Here is a 16,592-nt window from a genome sequence, read left to right as displayed (position 1 = left end):
TGGGGGGTGGTGTTTTTTTCCAAAAAAAATTTTGTTGACCGGGGGGGGGGGGGGGGGGGGGGGGGGGGGGGGGGGGGGGGCCCCCCCCCCCCCCCCCCCGCCGCGACGGTCAGCAGTTGCGGAGTTCGGGGGACTGGTTGAGCAGTTGGCCACGGGTCGACACGAAGCGGCGGTAGCGCTCGCTGTCCACGGCCGATGGGCGGAATGCGGCGACGCGGTGGCAGTTCTGGAAGGCCAGGCGTACGCCGAAGTGCCGCTCCAGGCCGGCGCGGATCGCGTCGCTCGCCAGCGCGCGGAGCAGTTGACCCCGGTCGGCGTCGGTGGGCGGTGGGACGACGTTGTCGGCCAGGTCGGCGTCGCCGGCCTCCAGTTCGGCGACCACCCGGCTGACGGTGGCCCAGGCGTACGGCAGCGAGTCACGGACGCAGGCGATGAACGCCTCGTCGTCGATGGGGCCGCGTTCGGCGGCGTCGAGCAGGGCGGGCGGGACGGTGAGTGACATGGTTCTCCTCCGCTTAAGCAAATGATTACCGTTTTCAACAACGGCGTCGATCGAGCAGACCACGTCCCTTGGACGACGTCAACGATGTCCCGGCGCGCCACGCCGCGACCCACACACGAACGCGCGAAGAGAGCCCGCGAAGAGCCCCTGCTGAGAGCGCGGACGAACGAGCGTCAGGGCCGGCGGGGGTGGCCCTTGAGGTGCCGGCCCAACTCGCGGGCGATCTCCCGGTTGGCGTCGCGCTCGGCCAGCGTCTGCCGCTTGTCGTAGGAGCGCTTGCCCTTGGCGAGGGCCAGTTCGACCTTGGCGAAGCCGTTCTCGAAGTACATCGACAGCGGAACGAGGGTCACCCCGCCCTCGCGGACCTTGTCCAGGATCCGGTCGATCTCGGCGCGGTGCAGCAGCAGCTTGCGGTTGCGGCGCGGGGCGTGGTTGGTCCACGTGCCGTAGGCGTACTCGGCGATGTGCAGGCCGTACAGCACGATCTCGCCGTCGCGCTCGTGCGCGAACGCGTCCACCAGCGAGGCCCGCCCCTCGCGGAGTGACTTCACCTCGGTGCCGACCAGCACGATGCCCGCCTCGTACGTGCGCAGCACCGTGTACTCGTGCCGGGCCTTCTTGTTCGAGGCGATCAACCGGCGGGCCTGTGGCTTGGACGGGGTCACCAGGCGACGATATCCGGCCGCCGGAGCAGTCGTAGCGACCGGCTCAGTCGCGTACCGGGTGCGCGGGGCGCAGTCGTGCGGTCAGGTCCCGTACCGCGTCCCCGAACGCCTCCTGCGACTCACACGGCCAGTGTCCGAGGATCGGTGGCGGAACGCTGTCGCTGGGCGCCGGCACCACGTCCTGCGGGTCGGTCAACCGCCGGTCCACGGTCCCCGGCGGACCGGTCAGCGTCTCGGCCTCCCCGGGACGGTGGGAGGCGAAGATCCAGCCGCCGATCGGGTCGGTGTCGCGCCACAGGTTGATCCAGCGCCAGCCGATCCTTTCGCCGATCTCCCGCAGCGCCGGCTCGTCGGCGTACGCCGGGAACAGCCGCGAGTACAGCCGGCCCAGCGGTGACCCGTAGGTCAGCAGGGCGACCCGCTCGGTGATCCGGGTGGGCAGCTGCAGAACCGTCGCGGCGAGCAGCACCGAGCCGTGGCTGTGTCCGGCCAGCAGCACACCCTGCCCCTGTTCCACCAGGTAGGTGATCCGCTTGGCCAACTCCGGCACGGCCCGCTCGGCGTAGCAGGGCGGCGCGAACGGGTGCGCCGCCCTGGGCCAGAAGGTGCCCAGATCCCAGAGCACCCCCACGTACCGACGGAACTGCGCCGTCCGGTACGCGAAGATGCCGCCCACCACCAGACCGAGCAGGATCGCGGCGATCAGGTAGCTACCCGACCCGATCAGGAAGTTGACCATGTCTTCCGGAACTCCGAGGTAGCGCTGCGCCACGTCGCCGGGTAGGAGCTGGAGCAGGCCGAGCACGCTGGTGGCCAGTCCGAGCGCCGCCAGGCCGGCGTACACCACGGAGAGCGGCTCCAACCGTTCGGTGAAGCGGGCCCGGGCCACCGCCTGCTCGACCCGCCGCAGCCGGGCCGCCGCCCGAGGCGGCGCGTCCGGGAAGTCGGCGGCCACGATCGCCCGCGCGGCCCGCCGCCGCCCGCGCCGGGTCAGCCTGGTGACCAGGCCGGCCACCAGCAGCGCGGTCACCACGGCCAGGAAAAACCCGAAGATCGCCCACTTGTACGCGAGAGGAGGGCTGGTCTCCAGGCCGTCCGCTGTCGTCCCCTCGCGATCGAGCAGGTCCGCCACCCGGTAGACCAACTCGGCCGAGAACGCCACGGCGAGCCCGGCCGAGATCGTCATGAAGACCGGCGCTCCCAACGCGCGTAGGGGTGACCTGCTCTGCCCGCCGCCCCGCCGCCAGATCACCAGCGCGGCGAGCACGGCCACCAGCACGGTCTGGCTGACGAACAACCAGGCCACGATCGCGCCGTAACCGGGCAGCGCACCGCCTTGCGGCCACGGCGCCGGGCTGATGACGACGTGCACGATCACCAGCATCGTCAGACCGCAGGCGATGGTGCGCAGCCCGCGGAAGACGCCGTCCACCCGGGGCGACGGGTCGGTGCGGTCGATGCTCGGCACCACGCTGACCAGGAGCAGGCAGCTCAGCAGCAACGCCCCGGTGGCCGTCAGCAGGATCGCCATCACCCATGAGGAGTGCTGGCTGGCTCGCGCGGCCAGCAGGCTGCCGCTCAGCGTGCCGAACGCCGCCGCGACGTGGACCGAGCGCAGCCGACCCACCAGCGGCTCGCCGTCCCACTGCCCGACCGCGCTCAACTGGTGATTCGACATCGGGGTCGACGGCGTCCGGAACGCGTCGAACGAATGGCCCGGGCGAGCGCCCAACCACCAGACGAGCCCGATGGCGGCGACCGGCACGAGCGCCAGCACACCCAGGCGCAGCCCGGTCGGGCGCCCGCCGAGCCAGGACAACCAGCTCCGGCCGGCCAGGCACGACGGGGTGCCCATGCAGCGCCAGGCGATCAGGTCCAGCGCCACCCCGACGATGGAGAGCACGTACAGCACTGTGAGAGTGAGAGCTAGCACCCGGCACAGCGCCATGAAGGCGCGCTTCGAGGCAGTGCTCGCCGGGCGCATCCAGAGCGCCACGTTGCAGAGCATGAACGGCAGCAGGAAGACCAGCGACAGCGTCCGCACGGCCGTGCCGGACGGCAGGTCACTCCAGCGGTAGGCCTCCAGCGTCACCCCGTCCGTCCCGGTGGAGTCCGGGTAGCCGGGGCGCGGTCGGTAGAAGCCCCCGCTGCGGTCGCCGGCGACCTGGTGCACGTACGGCCGGTCCAACACCTGGTCTGCGCCCGCGCCGGAGACACCGTGCACCCGCAGCTCCACGATCCCGCCCGACGTCGTCGGTCCGGTCGGTGTCGCGTCCGCCATGGGCCCCCCGAGGTGTGCGCGGCAGCCGGGCGGGTCGTCGATGTCCGGCCACCCACGCGGCTCCCCGGCTTACCCGTTCCCGAAGCGGTCAACCGTGGGCCGGCCCCCGGGCGATGGTGCGGTCGACCCTCGACAGGTGATTTCATGGCGCCATGGCGAACCCGGTGATCCTGACCGTCGACGACGACCCCGTGGTGTCCCGGGCGGTGGCCCGGGACATCCGGCGCCGCTACGGCGACCGCTACCGGGTGTTGCGGGCGTCCTCCGGGCCGGAGGCGCTGGACGCGCTCCGCGAGGTCAAACTGCGCGGCGAACAGGTGGCGCTGCTGCTGGCCGACCACCGGATGCCGGAGATGACCGGCGTCGAGTTCCTGGAAGCGGCCATGGACATCTTCCCGGCCGCTCGCCGGGTGCTGCTCACCGCGTACGCGGACACCGACGCCGCGATCGAGGCCATCAACGTGGTCGACCTGGACCACTACCTGCTCAAGCCCTGGCATCCGCCGGAGGAGAAGCTGTACCCGGTGGTCGACGGGCTGCTGGAGGCGTGGGCAATCACCCCGGACGCGGCCAGCGCGGAGATCCGGGTCGTCGGGCACCGCTGGTCGGCCCCGTCGTTCAAGGTCCGCGACTTCCTGGCCCGCAACCTGGTGCCGTACCGGTGGCTGCTGTCCGACGATCCGGAGGGCGTGCGGTTGCTCGACGCGGCCGGGGCCACCGAGGCGGACGTACCCCTGGTGGTGACGCCCGAGGGTAAGGCGTTGGTCGCCCCGAGCGAGGCCGAGTTGGCCGCGCTGGCCGGGTTGACGGTGGTGCCGGCGTGTGACTTCTACGACCTGGTGGTGATCGGCGGCGGGCCCGCCGGTCTCGGCTCGGCGGTGTACGGCGCGTCGGAGGGGCTGCGCACAGTGCTCGTGGAGCGGCGGGCGACCGGCGGTCAGGCCGGGCAGAGCAGCCGCATCGAGAACTACCTGGGCTTCCCGGACGGTGTCTCCGGCGCACAGTTGACCGATCGGGCCCGGCGGCAGGCCGTCAAGTTCGGCGCCGAGCTGCTCAGCGCCCGGGAGGTGGTCGGTCTCAGCGAGGCCGGCGGCGCCCGGCTGCTGCGCTTCGGCGACGGCAGCGAGATCGCCGCGCACACAGTGGTGCTGGCCACCGGCGTGTCGTACCGGGTGCTCGACGCCCCGGGGCTGGCCGACTTCACCGGACGGGGGGTGTTCTACGGCGCCGCCGCCACCGAGGCGCCGAGCTGCGTCGAGCAGGACGTCTACATCGTCGGCGGGGCCAACTCCGCCGGCCAGGCGGCGGTCCACTTCTCCCGGTACGCGTCGAGGGTGCACCTGCTCATCCGTGGTGCGGACCTGACCGCCTCGATGTCGCGTTACCTGATCGACCAGTTGGAACGAATCGACCGGATCACGGTGCACCCGCACACCGCAGTGGTCGGCGGGGCGGGGGAGGACCACCTGGAACGGCTCACCCTCTGCGACACCCGCACCGGGGAGGCCCGCTCGGTCGACACCTCCTGGCTGTTCATCTTCATCGGCGCGGAGCCCCGCACGGACTGGCTGGACGGGGTTCTGGTCCGCGACCAACGTGGTTTCATCGTGACCGGTCCGGATCTGCTCGCCGGAGGGCGGCGGCCGGCCGGCTGGTCGCTGTCGCGCGACCCGTACCACCTGGAGACCAGCGTGCCGGGGGTGTTCGCCGCCGGGGACGTGCGGGCCGAGTCGGTCAAGCGGGTCGCCTCGGCCGTCGGCGAGGGCGCGATGGCAGTGTCGCTGGTGCACCGATACCTGGAGGCCCAATGAGCACGGACAGTGACCGGCTGACACCGGCGCAGTTGCGCACCCTTTTCCTGTTCGAGTCCCTCGACGAGGGGCAACTCGAGTGGCTGGCCGAGCGGGGCCGGGTCGAGCAGCGTGCCGGGGGCACCCTGGTGTACGCCGAGGGTGAGCCCGGGACCTGCTTCTTCGTCCTGGTGCGCGGCGCGGTGGCGCTGAGCCGTCAGGTGCGCGGCGACGACATCGAGGTCAGCCGGACCGACCAGCGCGGGGTGTACGGCGGTGCCGTCCAGGCGTACCTGGGTGACCAGGTCGACCAGATCTACCGCAACAGCATGCGGGCGGTGGTCGACTCGGACTTCTTCGTGCTGCCGGCGGAGGACTTCGCGTACGCCCTGCGGACCTGGTTCCCGATGCCCATGCACCTGTTGGAGGGGCTGTTCCTCGGCCTGCGGAACAGTCAGGCCATCGTCGGTGAACGGGAGCGGCTGCTGGCGCTCGGTTCGCTCTCGGCGGGGCTGACCCACGAGCTGAACAACCCGGCCGCGGCGGCGGTGCGGGCCACCTCGGTGCTGCGGGACCGGGTCGCCGGGATGCGTCACAAGCTCGCGATGGTCGCCGACGGCCGGCTCGACGGCAGGGCCCTGCACGGCCTCGTCGCGTTGCAGGAGGAGGCGGTCGCCCGGGTGGCCACCGCGCCGAAGTTGACCCCGATGGCCACCGCCGACGCCGAGGACACCCTGACCGACTGGCTGGAGGACCATGGCGTCGGCGGGGCCTGGGACCTGGCGCCGATCCTGGTCGGCGGTGGGCTCGACGCGGCCTGGTTGGCGCAGGTCAAGGCCGCCGTCGGCGCCGCTGACCTGGAGGCGGCGGTGCGCTGGCTCACCTACACCGTCGACACCGAGCTGCTGATGCGCGAGATCGGCGACGCGGTCACCCGGATCTCCGGGCTGGTGGACGCCGCCAAGCAGTACTCGCAGCTGGACCGCGCGCCGCACCGGGTGGTGGACGTGCACGATTTGCTCGACGCCACGCTGGTGATGTTCAAGGGCAAGACCCCCGCCGAGGTCAAGCTGGTCCGCGAGTACGACCGGGACCTCCCGCCGGTCCCGGCGTACGCGGCGGAGCTGAACCAGGTGTGGACCAACCTGATCGACAACGCGTTGGGCGCGATGGGGGAGAAGGGTGTGCTGACCGTCCGCACCGGACGGATCGGCGACCAGTTGGCGGTGGAGGTCACCGACACCGGGCCGGGCATCCCGCCGGAGGTGCGCCCGCGCATCTTCGAGCCGTTCTTCACCACCAAGCCGGTCGGCGCGGGCACCGGCCTGGGGCTGGACATCTCGTACCGGATCGTGGTGCACAAACACCACGGCGACATCAGGGTGGAGACCGAGCCCGGCCGCACCACCTTCCGGGTCCTACTGCCGATCACCGAGGGCCCGCATGATTCCGCTTGAGGAAGTCGGCTAGTACCCGGGTGTGGGTGGAGAACGCCAGCTCGACCGGATCGGTGAGCACCAGCCACTCGGTCGCCTCCTCGGTCGGCGCCGACGGTGGCAGGTCCTCGGCCGCCCGCTCGGGCAGCACTCCGAAGACCATCATCGTGCCGCCCGCCGGCGCCCCGTGCACCGCGAACAGGCGGGCGTCCTCGGCCGCCGCGATCAGGCCGGTCTCCTCCCGCAGCTCACGCACGAGTGCGTCGGACCACTCCTCGCCGTACTCGATGAAGCCGCCGGGCAGCGCGAGCAGGCCGCGGGCCGGCTCGATGTCCCGGCGGACCACCACCACACCCAGGCCCTCGGCCGTGCGGACCGGCAGCACCGCGACCGCCACCGGCAGCGGGTTGCGCCAGACGGTCTCGCCGCAGACCGCGCAGACTCGCGGCCATCCGGCGGCCGCCGGGTAGGCGGCGCCGCAGGAGGAGCAGTGCGAGTACGGCGTGCCGGTCATGCCGCAGCACGTTACTCCGATCCCCGCAGCCTGCCGCGCCGCCGCCTCGCCTCGCGCTCAGGCTGCCGGGTCGCCCGTGTAGAAGGCGGTGGTGCGTTCGGCGGCGGCCTTCGCCTCGTCGGCGTCGGTGCCGGCGGCGATGCTCGCTTCGCACCACAGCTGGCTGCTCAGCTCCATGGCCCGTCGTCCCTCGGCGGAGGCGGTCCACTCGGCGCCCTGTTCCGGGGTGATTCCGCTGCCGTCGCCGGCCAGGTGCGAGGCGAGGCCGAGCAGCCCGAGGTCCCAGCCGACGCCGACCGCACCCGGCCCGAACTGGGCCCACCGGTCCTGGTCGACGTGCGCGATGTGGTCCAGGTCGAGGCGGGCCCGCTCGTCGCCGACCGGCGTGACCCGCACCTCGATCCAGCTCACCTCGCCGCCCATTTCCCAGGTGGCGGCGAAGCGGTGCGGCGGCTCGCAGCTCTCGACGGTGCCGTGGGCGTTGCCCTGGAGCTGGTACGTGCCGCCCAGCCGCAGGTCGCCGGAGATCGGCAGGAACCAGCGCGGGATGCGCTCGGCGCTGGTGCAGGCGTCCCACAGATCCTCGGCCGTCGCCTGGTAGGTCTGGCTGATCGTGGTGACCCGCGCCTCACCGGCTTGCAGGGTGCGGCTGCCGACCTTCCGCTGGACGGCGTTGATCTGCTCGGTGGCGTCGAACATCAGGTGTTCCTCTCCTCGGGTGGATCGGCGGGTCCGCGCAGCCGACGCTCACGTCGGCCCCGGGCCAGCTCGGTGGCGAGTGCCGCCAGGGGCGGGGCCCAGAACCGGCGGAAGTGCTCCAGCCAGCCGTCGACCTCGCGCAGTGGGCGTGGGTCGACCGCGTAGAGCCGCCGGGTGCCCTCCGGCCGCACGGTGGCGAAGCCGTTGTCGCGCAACACCTTGAGGTGCTGGGACACGGCGGGCTGGGAGATGCCAAACTCCTCGCGGATGACCGCGCTGACCGCACCGGCGGCCTGCTCGCCGTCGGCGAGCAGCTCCAGGATGCGGCGCCGGACCGGATCGCCCAGCACGTCGAAGGCGTGCACGACGACAGTTGTATCACCAACGGCTTATTTAAGCCAGGTCTGATATTCCGATGAGCTTGTCCAGCCGGATCGGCAGTTCCCGGATCCGTACGCCGGTCGCGTGGTGCACGGCGTTGGCGACCGCCGCTGCGGCGCCGACGATGCCGATCTCGCCGATGCCCTTCACCCCGGCCGGGTTCAGCTCGTCGTCCCGCTCGTCCAGCCAGTACGCCTCGATGGACTCCACGTCCGCGCAGCCGGTGATGTGGTAGGTGGCCAGGTCGTGGTTGACCCAGTCGCCGTACCGCTCGTCGAGCAGGCCCTCCTCGTGCAGCGCCATCGACAGCCCCATCGTCATGCCGCCGATGAGCTGACTGCGCGCCGTCGTCGGGTTCACCACCCGCCCCGCCGCGAAGACCCCGAGCATCCGGTTCAGCCGCACCTCACCGGTGTCCGCGTCGACCCGCACCTCGACGAACTGCGCCCCGTACGCGTACCGGGGCAGCGCGGGCTGTCCGCCCACCTCCTCGGTGGTGTCCGCCTCGGCGGTGACCTCGCCGGTCGGCGGCCCGCCGTCGCGTAGCTTCTCGCGCAGCGCCTGGGCGGCGCGTATCACCGCCCAGCTCCAGCTGGCGGTCCCCATCGAGCCGCCGGCCAGCGCCGCCGTCGGCAGCGCGCTGTCCCCGATGCGGATCTCCACCCGCTCCGGCGGCACTCCGAGCGCGTCGGCGGCCACCTGCCAGATCGCCGTCCGGGCGCCGGTGCCGATGTCGGTGGCGTTGATCTGGACCAGGAAGCTTCCGTCGGGCCGGGCGGTGGCCGTCGCCGTGGACGGCCGGGCCCGGGCCGGGTAGCTCGACCCGGCCACGCCCGTCCCGATCAGCCAGCGCCCGTCGCGCCGGGACCGGGGCGACGGATCACGGCCGGCCCAGCCGAACCGCTGCGCGCCCTCGCGCAGGCAGGCCACCAGGTTGCGGCTGGTGAACGGGCGCCCCTGGTCGGGGTCGACATCGGTGTCGTTGCGGATGCGCAGCTCCACCGGGTCCATGCCGACGGCGATGGCCAGCTCGTCCACCGCGGATTCCAGGGCGTACGCGCCGGGGCACTCACCCGGGGCGCGCATCCAGAACGGCGTGGGCACGTCGAGGCGGACCAGCCGGTGCGTGGTGCGGCGGTGCGGTGCGGCGTACATGCTGCGGGTGTAGACGGCGGTCTGCTCGGCGAACTCCCGGATGGTCGAGGTCTGGCTGATCGCGTCGTGGCAGATGGCGGTGAGTCGGCCGTCGGTGTCGGCGGCGAGGCGGACCCGCTGGATGGTGGGGGTGCGGTAGCCGAGCGGCCCGAACAGTTGCTGGCGGGTCAGCGCCAGCTTGACCGGACGGTCCACGTGCCGGGCGGCGAGGGCGGCCAGCACCACCGACGCCTTGGCGTACCCCTTGCTGCCGAAGCCGCCGCCGACGTGCTCGGCGACGACCCGGATCGACTCCGGCGGCAGCTCGAACAGCTCGGCGAGGGTGGCGCGCACCGGCGTCGCGCCCTGGGTGGAGTCGTGCACCAGGAGCCGTCCGTCGTGCCACTGCGCTGTCGTGGCGTGCGGTTCCATCGGGTTGTTGTGGTACGCCGGTGTCCGGTAGGTGAGGTCCACCCGTACCGGGGCGGCCGCGTACCCGGCGTCGAAGTCGCCCTCGGCGGTGTCCGTCGGATAGCTGGGGTTGACCTGGTCCGGCTTGTACAGGCCGGGATGGTCGTCGGTGAGCACCGTGCTGTGCGGGCCGGTGTCGTAGTCGATCCGGACCAGTCGGGCGCCCTCGCGGGCCGCTTCCAGGCTGGTGGCCACCACCACCGCGACGTACTGCCCCCGGTGGTGCACCGTCGGCTCCTGCAACAGCCGCAGCTCCGGCTGCGGGCCGGGCGCCATCCGGGGCGCGTTGCCGTGGTGCACCACGGCCAGCACGCCGGCCGAGGCCAGCGCCTCCGTCGTGTCGATCCGGGTGATCCGGCCCCGCACCACCGCCGACGGCACCGCCCAGCCGTAGGTGACCTCGTCCACCGGGTACTCCACCGCGTACCGGGCCGTGCCGGTGACCTTCGCCGGGCCCTCCAGCCGGGGGTACGCCCGTCCGACCGCCCCGGTGCTCACGACGACGCCAGTTCGGTGAGCGCCCGCACGGTGATGGCCCGGGTCAGTGGCAGCTTGAAGCCGTTGTGCCGTAGCGGGCGCGCCTCGGCCAGCTCCGCGTCGGCGGCCCGTGCCGCCAGCTCCGGGCTGAACGGGCGACCGCGCAGCTCGTCCTCGGCCCGGTACGCCCGCCACGGCCGGTGCGCCACCGCCCCGTACGCCAGCCGCACGTCGCGGACCACGTCCCCGTCGAGGTCCAGCATCGCGGCCACCGAGCCGGCGGCGAAGGCGAACGAGGCACGGTCACGCACCTTGAGGTACGTCGAGCGGCGCGCGGCCGGTAGTGGCGGTAGCCGGACGGCGGTGATCAGCGCGCCCCGGGTCACTGTGGTCTCCCGTTCCGGGTGGATGCCGGGGGAGCGGTAGAAGTCGGCGATCGGGATCTCGCGGGGGCCGTGGGCCTCGTGCACCTCCACCACGGTGTCGAGGGCGGCCAGCGCGACCGCCAGATCGGACGGGTGGGTGGCCACGCACTGCTCGGACCAGTCCAGCACCGCCAGGTCGCGGTTCTGCCCGTGCAGGGCGGCGCAACCGCTGCCCGGCTCCCGTTTGTTGCACGCCCTGCTCGTGTCCTGGAAGTAGACGCAGCGGGTGCGCTGCAACAGGTTGCCGCCGGTGGTGGCCATGTTGCGCAGCTGTCCGGAGGCTGCGGCGAGCAGGGCGCGGGCCAGCACCGGGTAGTCGCGGCGTACCGCCGGGTGGGCCGCGAGGTCGCTGTTGCGGACTGTCGCGCCGATCCGCAGCCCACCGTCGGGCAGCTCCTCGACGCTGTCGAGCGGCAGCCGGGTCACGTCCACCAGCACGTCGGGACGCTGCACCCCGAGCTTCATGAGGTCCACCAGGTTGGTTCCGCCGCCCAGGTAGGCGGCCTGCGGTTCGGCAGCCAGCACGGCGACCGCCTCGGCCACGTCGGCGGGCCGGTGGTAGCGGAACGCCCTCACGAGTTCGCCGCCGTCTCGCGCACGGCCGCGACGATGTGCGGGTACGCGGCGCAGCGGCACAGGTTGCCGGCCATCCGCTCGCGGATCTCCGCGTCGGTCAGCTCGACGGGCGTGTTCAGGTCGCCGGTGACCGCGCTGGGCCAGCCCCTTGAGACCTCGTCGAGCATGCCGCGGGCGGAGCAGAGCTGCCCGGGGGTGCAGTAGCCGCACTGGAACGCGTCGTGCGCGATGAAGGCGGCCTGCAACGGGGACAGCTCGTCCGGCCCGGCCAGCCCCTCGACGGTCACCACCGACCGGCCGTCCACGGTGACCGCGAAGACCAGGCAGCTCTTCACCCGCCGGCCGTCGAGCAGCACCGTGCAGGAGCCGCACTGGCCGTGGTCGCAGCCCTTCTTCGCCCCGGTCAGGTCGAGGTGCTCGCGCAGCGCGTCGAGCAGGGTGGTGCGGTTGTCCAGGGTCACCTCGCGGGACGCGCCGTTGACCTCGACCGTCACCCGGGACGAGTGGCGCTCGTCGATCGTCGTCGTGTTCTCTCCTCCGCCCTGCACCGGCCCAGACTAGCTTTGTCGGTATATCTCAGGGCGAATAACGCGAAGCCCTTCGTACGGGAGGTGACGACGGTGACCGCCGGACTGCTGCTCGCCGCCGGCGCCGGACGGCGCTACGGCCGGCCGAAGGCGCTGGTCGAGGTGGACGGCGAGCCGCTGGTGCGGCGCGCGATCCGGCTGCTCGCCGACGGCGGCTGCGCACCCGTGCACGTGGTGCTCGGCGCGGGCGCCGATGAGATGCCCGACCTGCCCGGCGCGGTGCCGGTCCGGCACGACCGCTGGTCCGACGGGCTGGGCTCGTCGCTGCTGCGGGGCCTGGCCTCGCTGCCGGCCGACGTGCCGGCCGCCGTCGTGGTCCTCGTCGACCAGCCGCTGCTCAGCCCGGTAGCGGTGCGCCGGGTGCGCGCGGCGTACGCCGACGGCGCTGTCGTCGCGGTCGCCACCTACGCCGGCCGACCCGGGCACCCGATCCTGCTGACTCGACGAACCTGGCGGCTGCTGGACGGGTACGCCGTCGGCGACCGGGGCGCCCGCGACCTGCTGCGCGACCGGCCGGACCTGGTGGTCGAGGTGCCCTGTGACGACGTCGGCTCCCCGGCCGACGTGGACACCCCGGCCGACCTGCTCCGACTCCGCCCGGTCAGCGACGGGTCAGCCAGCGGGGCAGTCCCTCGCTGGTGACAGCGTGATAGGTGATCATGACGATGACGCCGATCAGGCCCAGCAGCGGGCTGACGAACCAGCCGAGCAACCCGCTGAGCCCGTACAGGATCAGGCCGGTGACCGGTCGCAGCCGCTGCACTCGCACGTACTCGGGGCTGACCCGGCGTTCCAGCAGCGCCGGGTGGCGGTGCAGGTAGCCGAAGAACACCAGCCAGGGTGCCGACATCAGGGCCGCGGCCAGCGCGTACAGGGCGACGGCCGCGCGCTGGTCGTCGGTGTCCCCGTGGGTGAACGCGGACGCCAGCACCGCGGTGGGGAAGGGGATGATCACCGCGCCGAAGAGCACGCCGAGGTTGATCCAGCTCAGCGTGAGCGTGGTGCCGCGGATCAGCCGCAGCAGCGCGTGGTGGTTGAGCCAGAGCACCCCGATGTAGACGAAGGACACCACGAAGGCCAGGTAGGAGGCGCCCTCGCCGAGCAGGCCGCTGAGCAGGCCGCCCTCGTGGTATTCGGGCACCCGCAACTCGATGACCAGCAGCGTGATGACGATGGCGAAGACACCGTCGCTGAAGGCGGTCATCCGGTCGGTCGCGGACAGTCGCCCCCGGGGATCGGGCTGTTCGACCTCGTCGGGTGCTGCGGACATTGCCGCAGGCTAGCCACTCGCCAACGCGGTTCGTGGCGGTTTGGTGCGATCGGAACGGGAACGGCCGCCCGGGGTGTCGACACCCCGGGCGGCCGCTCGCACCGCCCCCGTTCAGGCCACCGGCGTCGCGGTGCCGGTGGTGCGGGCGAGCCGCTGGTGGGCGCGGATCAACTCGGCGTAGCGCAGACCGCTGGCCTTCACCGTCCGGCGCTGGGTGGTGTAGTCGACGTGCACCAGACCGAAGCGCTTGTCGTAGCCGTACGCCCACTCGAAGTTGTCCAGCAACGACCAGACGAAGTAGCCGTCCAGGGGAACCCCTCGGGCCACCGCCGACGCGCACGCCGCCAGGTGCTGCTCCAGGTGGTCGGTGCGTTCCTTGTCCTCCACCGTGCCGTCCGGGGTGACCTCGTCCGGCCACGCCGAGCCACTCTCGGTGACGATGATCCGGCCCGGCCGGTACTCCTCGTGCACGTCGACGAGCAGCCGCTCCAGGCCCGCCGGGTACATCTCCCAGCCCATCGCGGTCTCCACCGAGCCGGGTACCGGCACCTGCCGGGCGTACGGGGCCGCGCCGGTCGGGTCGTCGACCACCAGCTGACGGAAGTAGTAGTTCACCCCGAGGAAGTCCGTCGGTGTGGCGATCACCGCCAGGTCGTCGCCGCGTACCGGCGGTTCGACCTCGTACGTGGCGATCATGTCGGCGGGGTAGCCGCGCCCGTGGATCGGGTCGAGCCACCACCGGTTGACGTGCCCGTCGGCCCGGCGGGCCGCCGCGACGTCCTCGGGCCGGTCGGTCGCCGCCTCGATCGGGCTGAGGTTGAGCACCAGGCCCACCGAGGCCGGCCGGGCGGCGTTGGCGCGGATCGCCTGGGTGGCCAGGCCGTGCCCGAGCAGCACGTGGTGCGAGGCGTGCACCGCCCGGGTCAGGTCGCGCTCACCGGGGGCCATGTTGCCCTCCAGGTGCCCGATCCAGCACACGCAGAGCGGCTCGTTGACAGTGCACCAGTCGGCCACCCGGTCACCGAGGCGGCCGGCCACCACCGCCGCGTAGTCGGCGAACGCCTCGGCGGTGGCGCGCTCCGGCCAACCGCCCCGGTCCTGGAGAACCTGCGGCAGATCCCAGTGGTAGAGCGTCACGAACGGCCGGATCCCGTCGGTGAGCAACGTGTCGACGAGCCGGTCGTAGAAGTCCAGCCCGACGGCGTTGACCCGCCCGACACCGTCGGGCATCACCCGGGGCCAGGCCACCGAGAAACGGTACGCGTCCACGCCGAGTCGGCGTGCCAGCTCCAGGTCCTCCGGCCACCGGTGGTAGTGGTCGCACGCCACCGCGCCGGTGTCGCCGTTGTCGACGTTGCCGGGGGTCGCCGAGAAGGTGTCCCAGATGGACGGCGCCCGGCCGTCGACGTCGACGGCCCCCTCGATCTGGTACGCCGCCGTGGCGACACCCCAGAGGAAGTCGGGTGGCAGCTTGGACAGGTCGGGCACGGGACGGTTCTCCTCTGGGGTTGGATGACTCACTTGACAGCGCCGGCGGTGAGGCCGGCGACGAAGTAGCGCTGCAGGGCCAGGAACCCGACGACGACCGGGATGCTGACCACCAGCGAGGCGGCCATGATCTGGTTCCAGTAGACGTTGAACTGGGTGGAGTAGCCCTGGAGGCCGACGGCCAGGGTGCGGCTGCCCTCGTCGGTCATCACCGAGGCGAAGAGCACCTCACCCCACGCGGTCATGAACGCGTACACGGTGACCGCGACGACGCCGGGCACGGCGGCCGGCAGGATGACCTGGAACAGGGTGCGCAGCGGACCGGCGCCGTCGACCTGCGCCGCCTCGTCCAGACCGCGGGGGATCGAGTCGAAGTAGCCGACCAGCATCCAGATCGAGAACGGCAGCGAGAAGGTCAGGTACGTGATGATCAGGCCGGTACGGCTGGCGTACAGCTCGATGCCGGTGGCGTTGCCCAGGTTGACGTAGATGAGGAACAGCGGCAGCAGGAACAGGATGCCGGGGAACATCTGCGTGGACAGCACCGTCACCGAGAAGACACCCCGACCACGGAACCGGTACCGGCTCACCGCGAACGCGGCGAAGATGGCCACCGCCACCGAGCAGACCGCCGCGACGCTCGACACCACCAGGCTGTTCACCAGGTACCGGGCCAGCGGCACGGTGCTCCACATGTCGATGAACGGTTGCAGGGTGGGCCGGCTGGGCCACCAGGTGAAGCCGTTCTGCACGTCCTGCAACGGCTTCGCCGCCGAGGTGACCATCACGTAGAGCGGGATGACGACGAAGAGGGTGAGCAGGGTCAGCACGATGCGCCGGCCCCAGCGCTCACCGGCGGTCTCACGCATGGTCGTCCCTCCGACGGTTGGTGATCAGCAGGTACGCGGCCGAGACGACCAGCAGGAACAGCAGCAGCGCCACCGACATCGCCGACCCGGAGCCGAAGTCCCAGGTCTTGAAGGAGCTGCGGTAGATGTGGATGGAGATGAGGTCGGCCTGCTCCGGCGCGGAGCCGCCGAACAGCACGAACGGGGTGTTGAAGTCGTTGAACGTCCACAGGAACAGCACCAGCAGCAGCACCAGGTTGACCGGCCGCAACATCGGCAGGGTGACCGAGCGCAGCCGGCGCCAGAACCCGGCGCCGTCGATCGCGGCGGCCTCGTACAGCTCGCCGGGCACGTTCTGCAACCCGGCCATCAGGCACAGGAACGCGAACGGCCAGTTGCGCCAGACCGACACCACCAGCAGCGACCAGAAGCTGTTGTCGCCGATCAACCAGAACGGCCGTTCGTTCATCAGCCCGAGCTGGTCCACGAGCACGTGGTTGACCAGGCCGGTGTCGCGTTGCAGCAGGAAGCTCCAGGTGATCACGGCGGCGTAGACCGGCAGCGCGTACGGGGTGAGGAACAGCGCCCGCAGGATCGCGCGTCCACGAAACGGCCGTTGCAGGACGACCGCCGCCGAGATGCCGAGCAGCCAGGCGAACCCGACCGAGAGCAGGCTGTAGGCCAGGGTGACCCAGAACGAGTGCAGCAGTTCCTTGCCGGCGGCGCTGTTCAGGTCGAGCGTCGCCCGGTAGTTCTCCAGCCCGATGAAGGGCGCGGTGGACCAGTCACGGATGTGGAACTGGGTCAGCTCCAGCAGGCTCATCCAGACCCCGACGACCATCGGGATCACGTGGATGGCGAGTTCCAGCACGACGGCCGGTGCGAGCAGCAGGTACGGCAGGAGCGAGCGGCGGGGGCCGCGGGGCCGGCGGGCCGGCCCCCGGGCCGGCGACCCGGCCCGGGGTTCGCGCCGGTCGGCGTCCGGCGCGGTGGTGCTGGTTGCCATCGGGGTCCTCTCGGAGGTGGTGGCCGTGGCCGGGCTCAGCGC

16 protein-coding genes are annotated in these 16,592 nt (G+C 72.1%); 3 read left to right on the top strand and 13 right to left on the bottom strand.

Going from position 1 to position 16,592, the window contains the following annotated elements:
- Positions 1-109: 109 nt before the first annotated feature.
- The 3 genes from ABZS40_RS34860 to ABZS40_RS34850 form a co-directional block, all read right to left on the bottom strand.
- Positions 110-502, bottom strand: coding sequence for an SCO5389 family protein (locus tag ABZS40_RS34860; protein ID WP_112590077.1), 393 nt, complete (start codon positions 500-502; stop codon positions 110-112).
- Between the two features lie 173 nt (positions 503-675).
- Entirely contained in the window at positions 676-1,167 is a 492-nt protein-coding gene (smpB, locus tag ABZS40_RS34855) for an SsrA-binding protein SmpB (protein WP_354948755.1), read from the bottom strand.
- A gap of 43 nt (positions 1,168-1,210) precedes the next feature.
- Positions 1,211-3,448, bottom strand: coding sequence for a hypothetical protein (locus tag ABZS40_RS34850; protein ID WP_354948753.1), 2,238 nt, complete (start codon positions 3,446-3,448; stop codon positions 1,211-1,213).
- 152 nt (positions 3,449-3,600) lie between these two features.
- Between ABZS40_RS34850 and ABZS40_RS34845 the strand changes: the two genes are divergently transcribed.
- Together ABZS40_RS34845 and ABZS40_RS34840 are read left to right on the top strand one after the other, a co-directional pair.
- Positions 3,601-5,259, top strand: a complete 1,659-nt coding sequence (locus tag ABZS40_RS34845) for an FAD-dependent oxidoreductase (RefSeq protein ID WP_354948751.1) — start codon at positions 3,601-3,603, stop codon at positions 5,257-5,259.
- Complete coding sequence (locus tag ABZS40_RS34840) at positions 5,256-6,695, top strand: ATP-binding protein (protein ID WP_354948749.1); 1,440 nt, start codon at positions 5,256-5,258, stop codon at positions 6,693-6,695. The genes ABZS40_RS34845 and ABZS40_RS34840 overlap by 4 nt, the downstream gene beginning before the upstream one ends.
- On the opposite strand, the gene ABZS40_RS34835 is transcribed toward ABZS40_RS34840, so the two are convergent.
- Genes ABZS40_RS34835 through ABZS40_RS34810 form a run of 6 tightly spaced genes read right to left on the bottom strand, consistent with a single transcriptional unit; the run spans position 6,667 to position 11,845 of the window.
- Entirely contained in the window at positions 6,667-7,188 is a 522-nt protein-coding gene (locus ABZS40_RS34835; protein ID WP_354948747.1) for an NUDIX domain-containing protein, read from the bottom strand. The two genes, ABZS40_RS34840 and ABZS40_RS34835, sit on opposite strands and share 29 nt — an antisense overlap.
- 57 nt (positions 7,189-7,245) lie before the next feature.
- On the bottom strand, positions 7,246-7,887 hold the full coding sequence (locus ABZS40_RS34830; protein ID WP_354948745.1) for an SRPBCC family protein: 642 nt from the start codon (positions 7,885-7,887) through the stop codon (positions 7,246-7,248).
- Positions 7,887-8,252, bottom strand: coding sequence for a metalloregulator ArsR/SmtB family transcription factor (locus ABZS40_RS34825; RefSeq protein WP_354948743.1), 366 nt, complete (start codon positions 8,250-8,252; stop codon positions 7,887-7,889). Before ABZS40_RS34825 ends, ABZS40_RS34830 begins: the two co-directional genes overlap by 1 nt.
- A 28-nt stretch (positions 8,253-8,280) precedes the next feature.
- Complete coding sequence (locus ABZS40_RS34820) at positions 8,281-10,371, bottom strand: xanthine dehydrogenase family protein molybdopterin-binding subunit (RefSeq protein WP_354948741.1); 2,091 nt, start codon at positions 10,369-10,371, stop codon at positions 8,281-8,283.
- Positions 10,368-11,351, bottom strand: coding sequence for a xanthine dehydrogenase family protein subunit M (locus ABZS40_RS34815; RefSeq protein WP_354948739.1), 984 nt, complete (start codon positions 11,349-11,351; stop codon positions 10,368-10,370). Before ABZS40_RS34815 ends, ABZS40_RS34820 begins: the two co-directional genes overlap by 4 nt.
- Positions 11,348-11,845, bottom strand: a complete 498-nt coding sequence (locus tag ABZS40_RS34810; RefSeq protein ID WP_354948757.1) for a 2Fe-2S iron-sulfur cluster-binding protein — start codon at positions 11,843-11,845, stop codon at positions 11,348-11,350. The genes ABZS40_RS34815 and ABZS40_RS34810 overlap by 4 nt, the downstream gene beginning before the upstream one ends.
- A 126-nt stretch (positions 11,846-11,971) precedes the next feature.
- Here ABZS40_RS34810 and ABZS40_RS34805 point away from each other — a divergent pair, with 126 nt between their 5' ends.
- The gene (locus tag ABZS40_RS34805; protein ID WP_354948737.1) at positions 11,972-12,580 is read left to right on the top strand and encodes a nucleotidyltransferase family protein; all 609 of its coding nucleotides are present in this window, start codon (positions 11,972-11,974) and stop codon (positions 12,578-12,580) included.
- Here the strand turns inward: ABZS40_RS34805 and ABZS40_RS34800 are convergent.
- The 4 genes from ABZS40_RS34800 to ABZS40_RS34785 all read right to left on the bottom strand — a co-directional run.
- Complete coding sequence (locus ABZS40_RS34800) at positions 12,540-13,208, bottom strand: TMEM175 family protein (RefSeq protein ID WP_354948735.1); 669 nt, start codon at positions 13,206-13,208, stop codon at positions 12,540-12,542. The two genes, ABZS40_RS34805 and ABZS40_RS34800, sit on opposite strands and share 41 nt — an antisense overlap.
- 111 nt (positions 13,209-13,319) lie before the next feature.
- Complete coding sequence (locus ABZS40_RS34795; RefSeq protein WP_354948733.1) at positions 13,320-14,696, bottom strand: GH1 family beta-glucosidase; 1,377 nt, start codon at positions 14,694-14,696, stop codon at positions 13,320-13,322.
- Between the two features lie 29 nt (positions 14,697-14,725).
- On the bottom strand, positions 14,726-15,565 hold the full coding sequence (locus ABZS40_RS34790; protein WP_354948731.1) for a carbohydrate ABC transporter permease: 840 nt from the start codon (positions 15,563-15,565) through the stop codon (positions 14,726-14,728).
- A partial coding sequence (locus ABZS40_RS34785) for a sugar ABC transporter permease (protein ID WP_354948729.1) occupies positions 15,558-16,592 on the bottom strand: 1,035 nt, incomplete at its 5' end. The genes ABZS40_RS34785 and ABZS40_RS34790, both read right to left, overlap by 8 nt.

The organism is Micromonospora sp. NPDC005324 (genome assembly GCF_040607155.1).
In the GTDB taxonomy this organism is placed as follows: domain Bacteria; phylum Actinomycetota; class Actinomycetes; order Mycobacteriales; family Micromonosporaceae; genus Micromonospora; species Micromonospora trifolii.
Note: the sequence above shows the minus strand (reverse complement) of the source record. Positions and strands in the feature narration are given on the sequence as shown.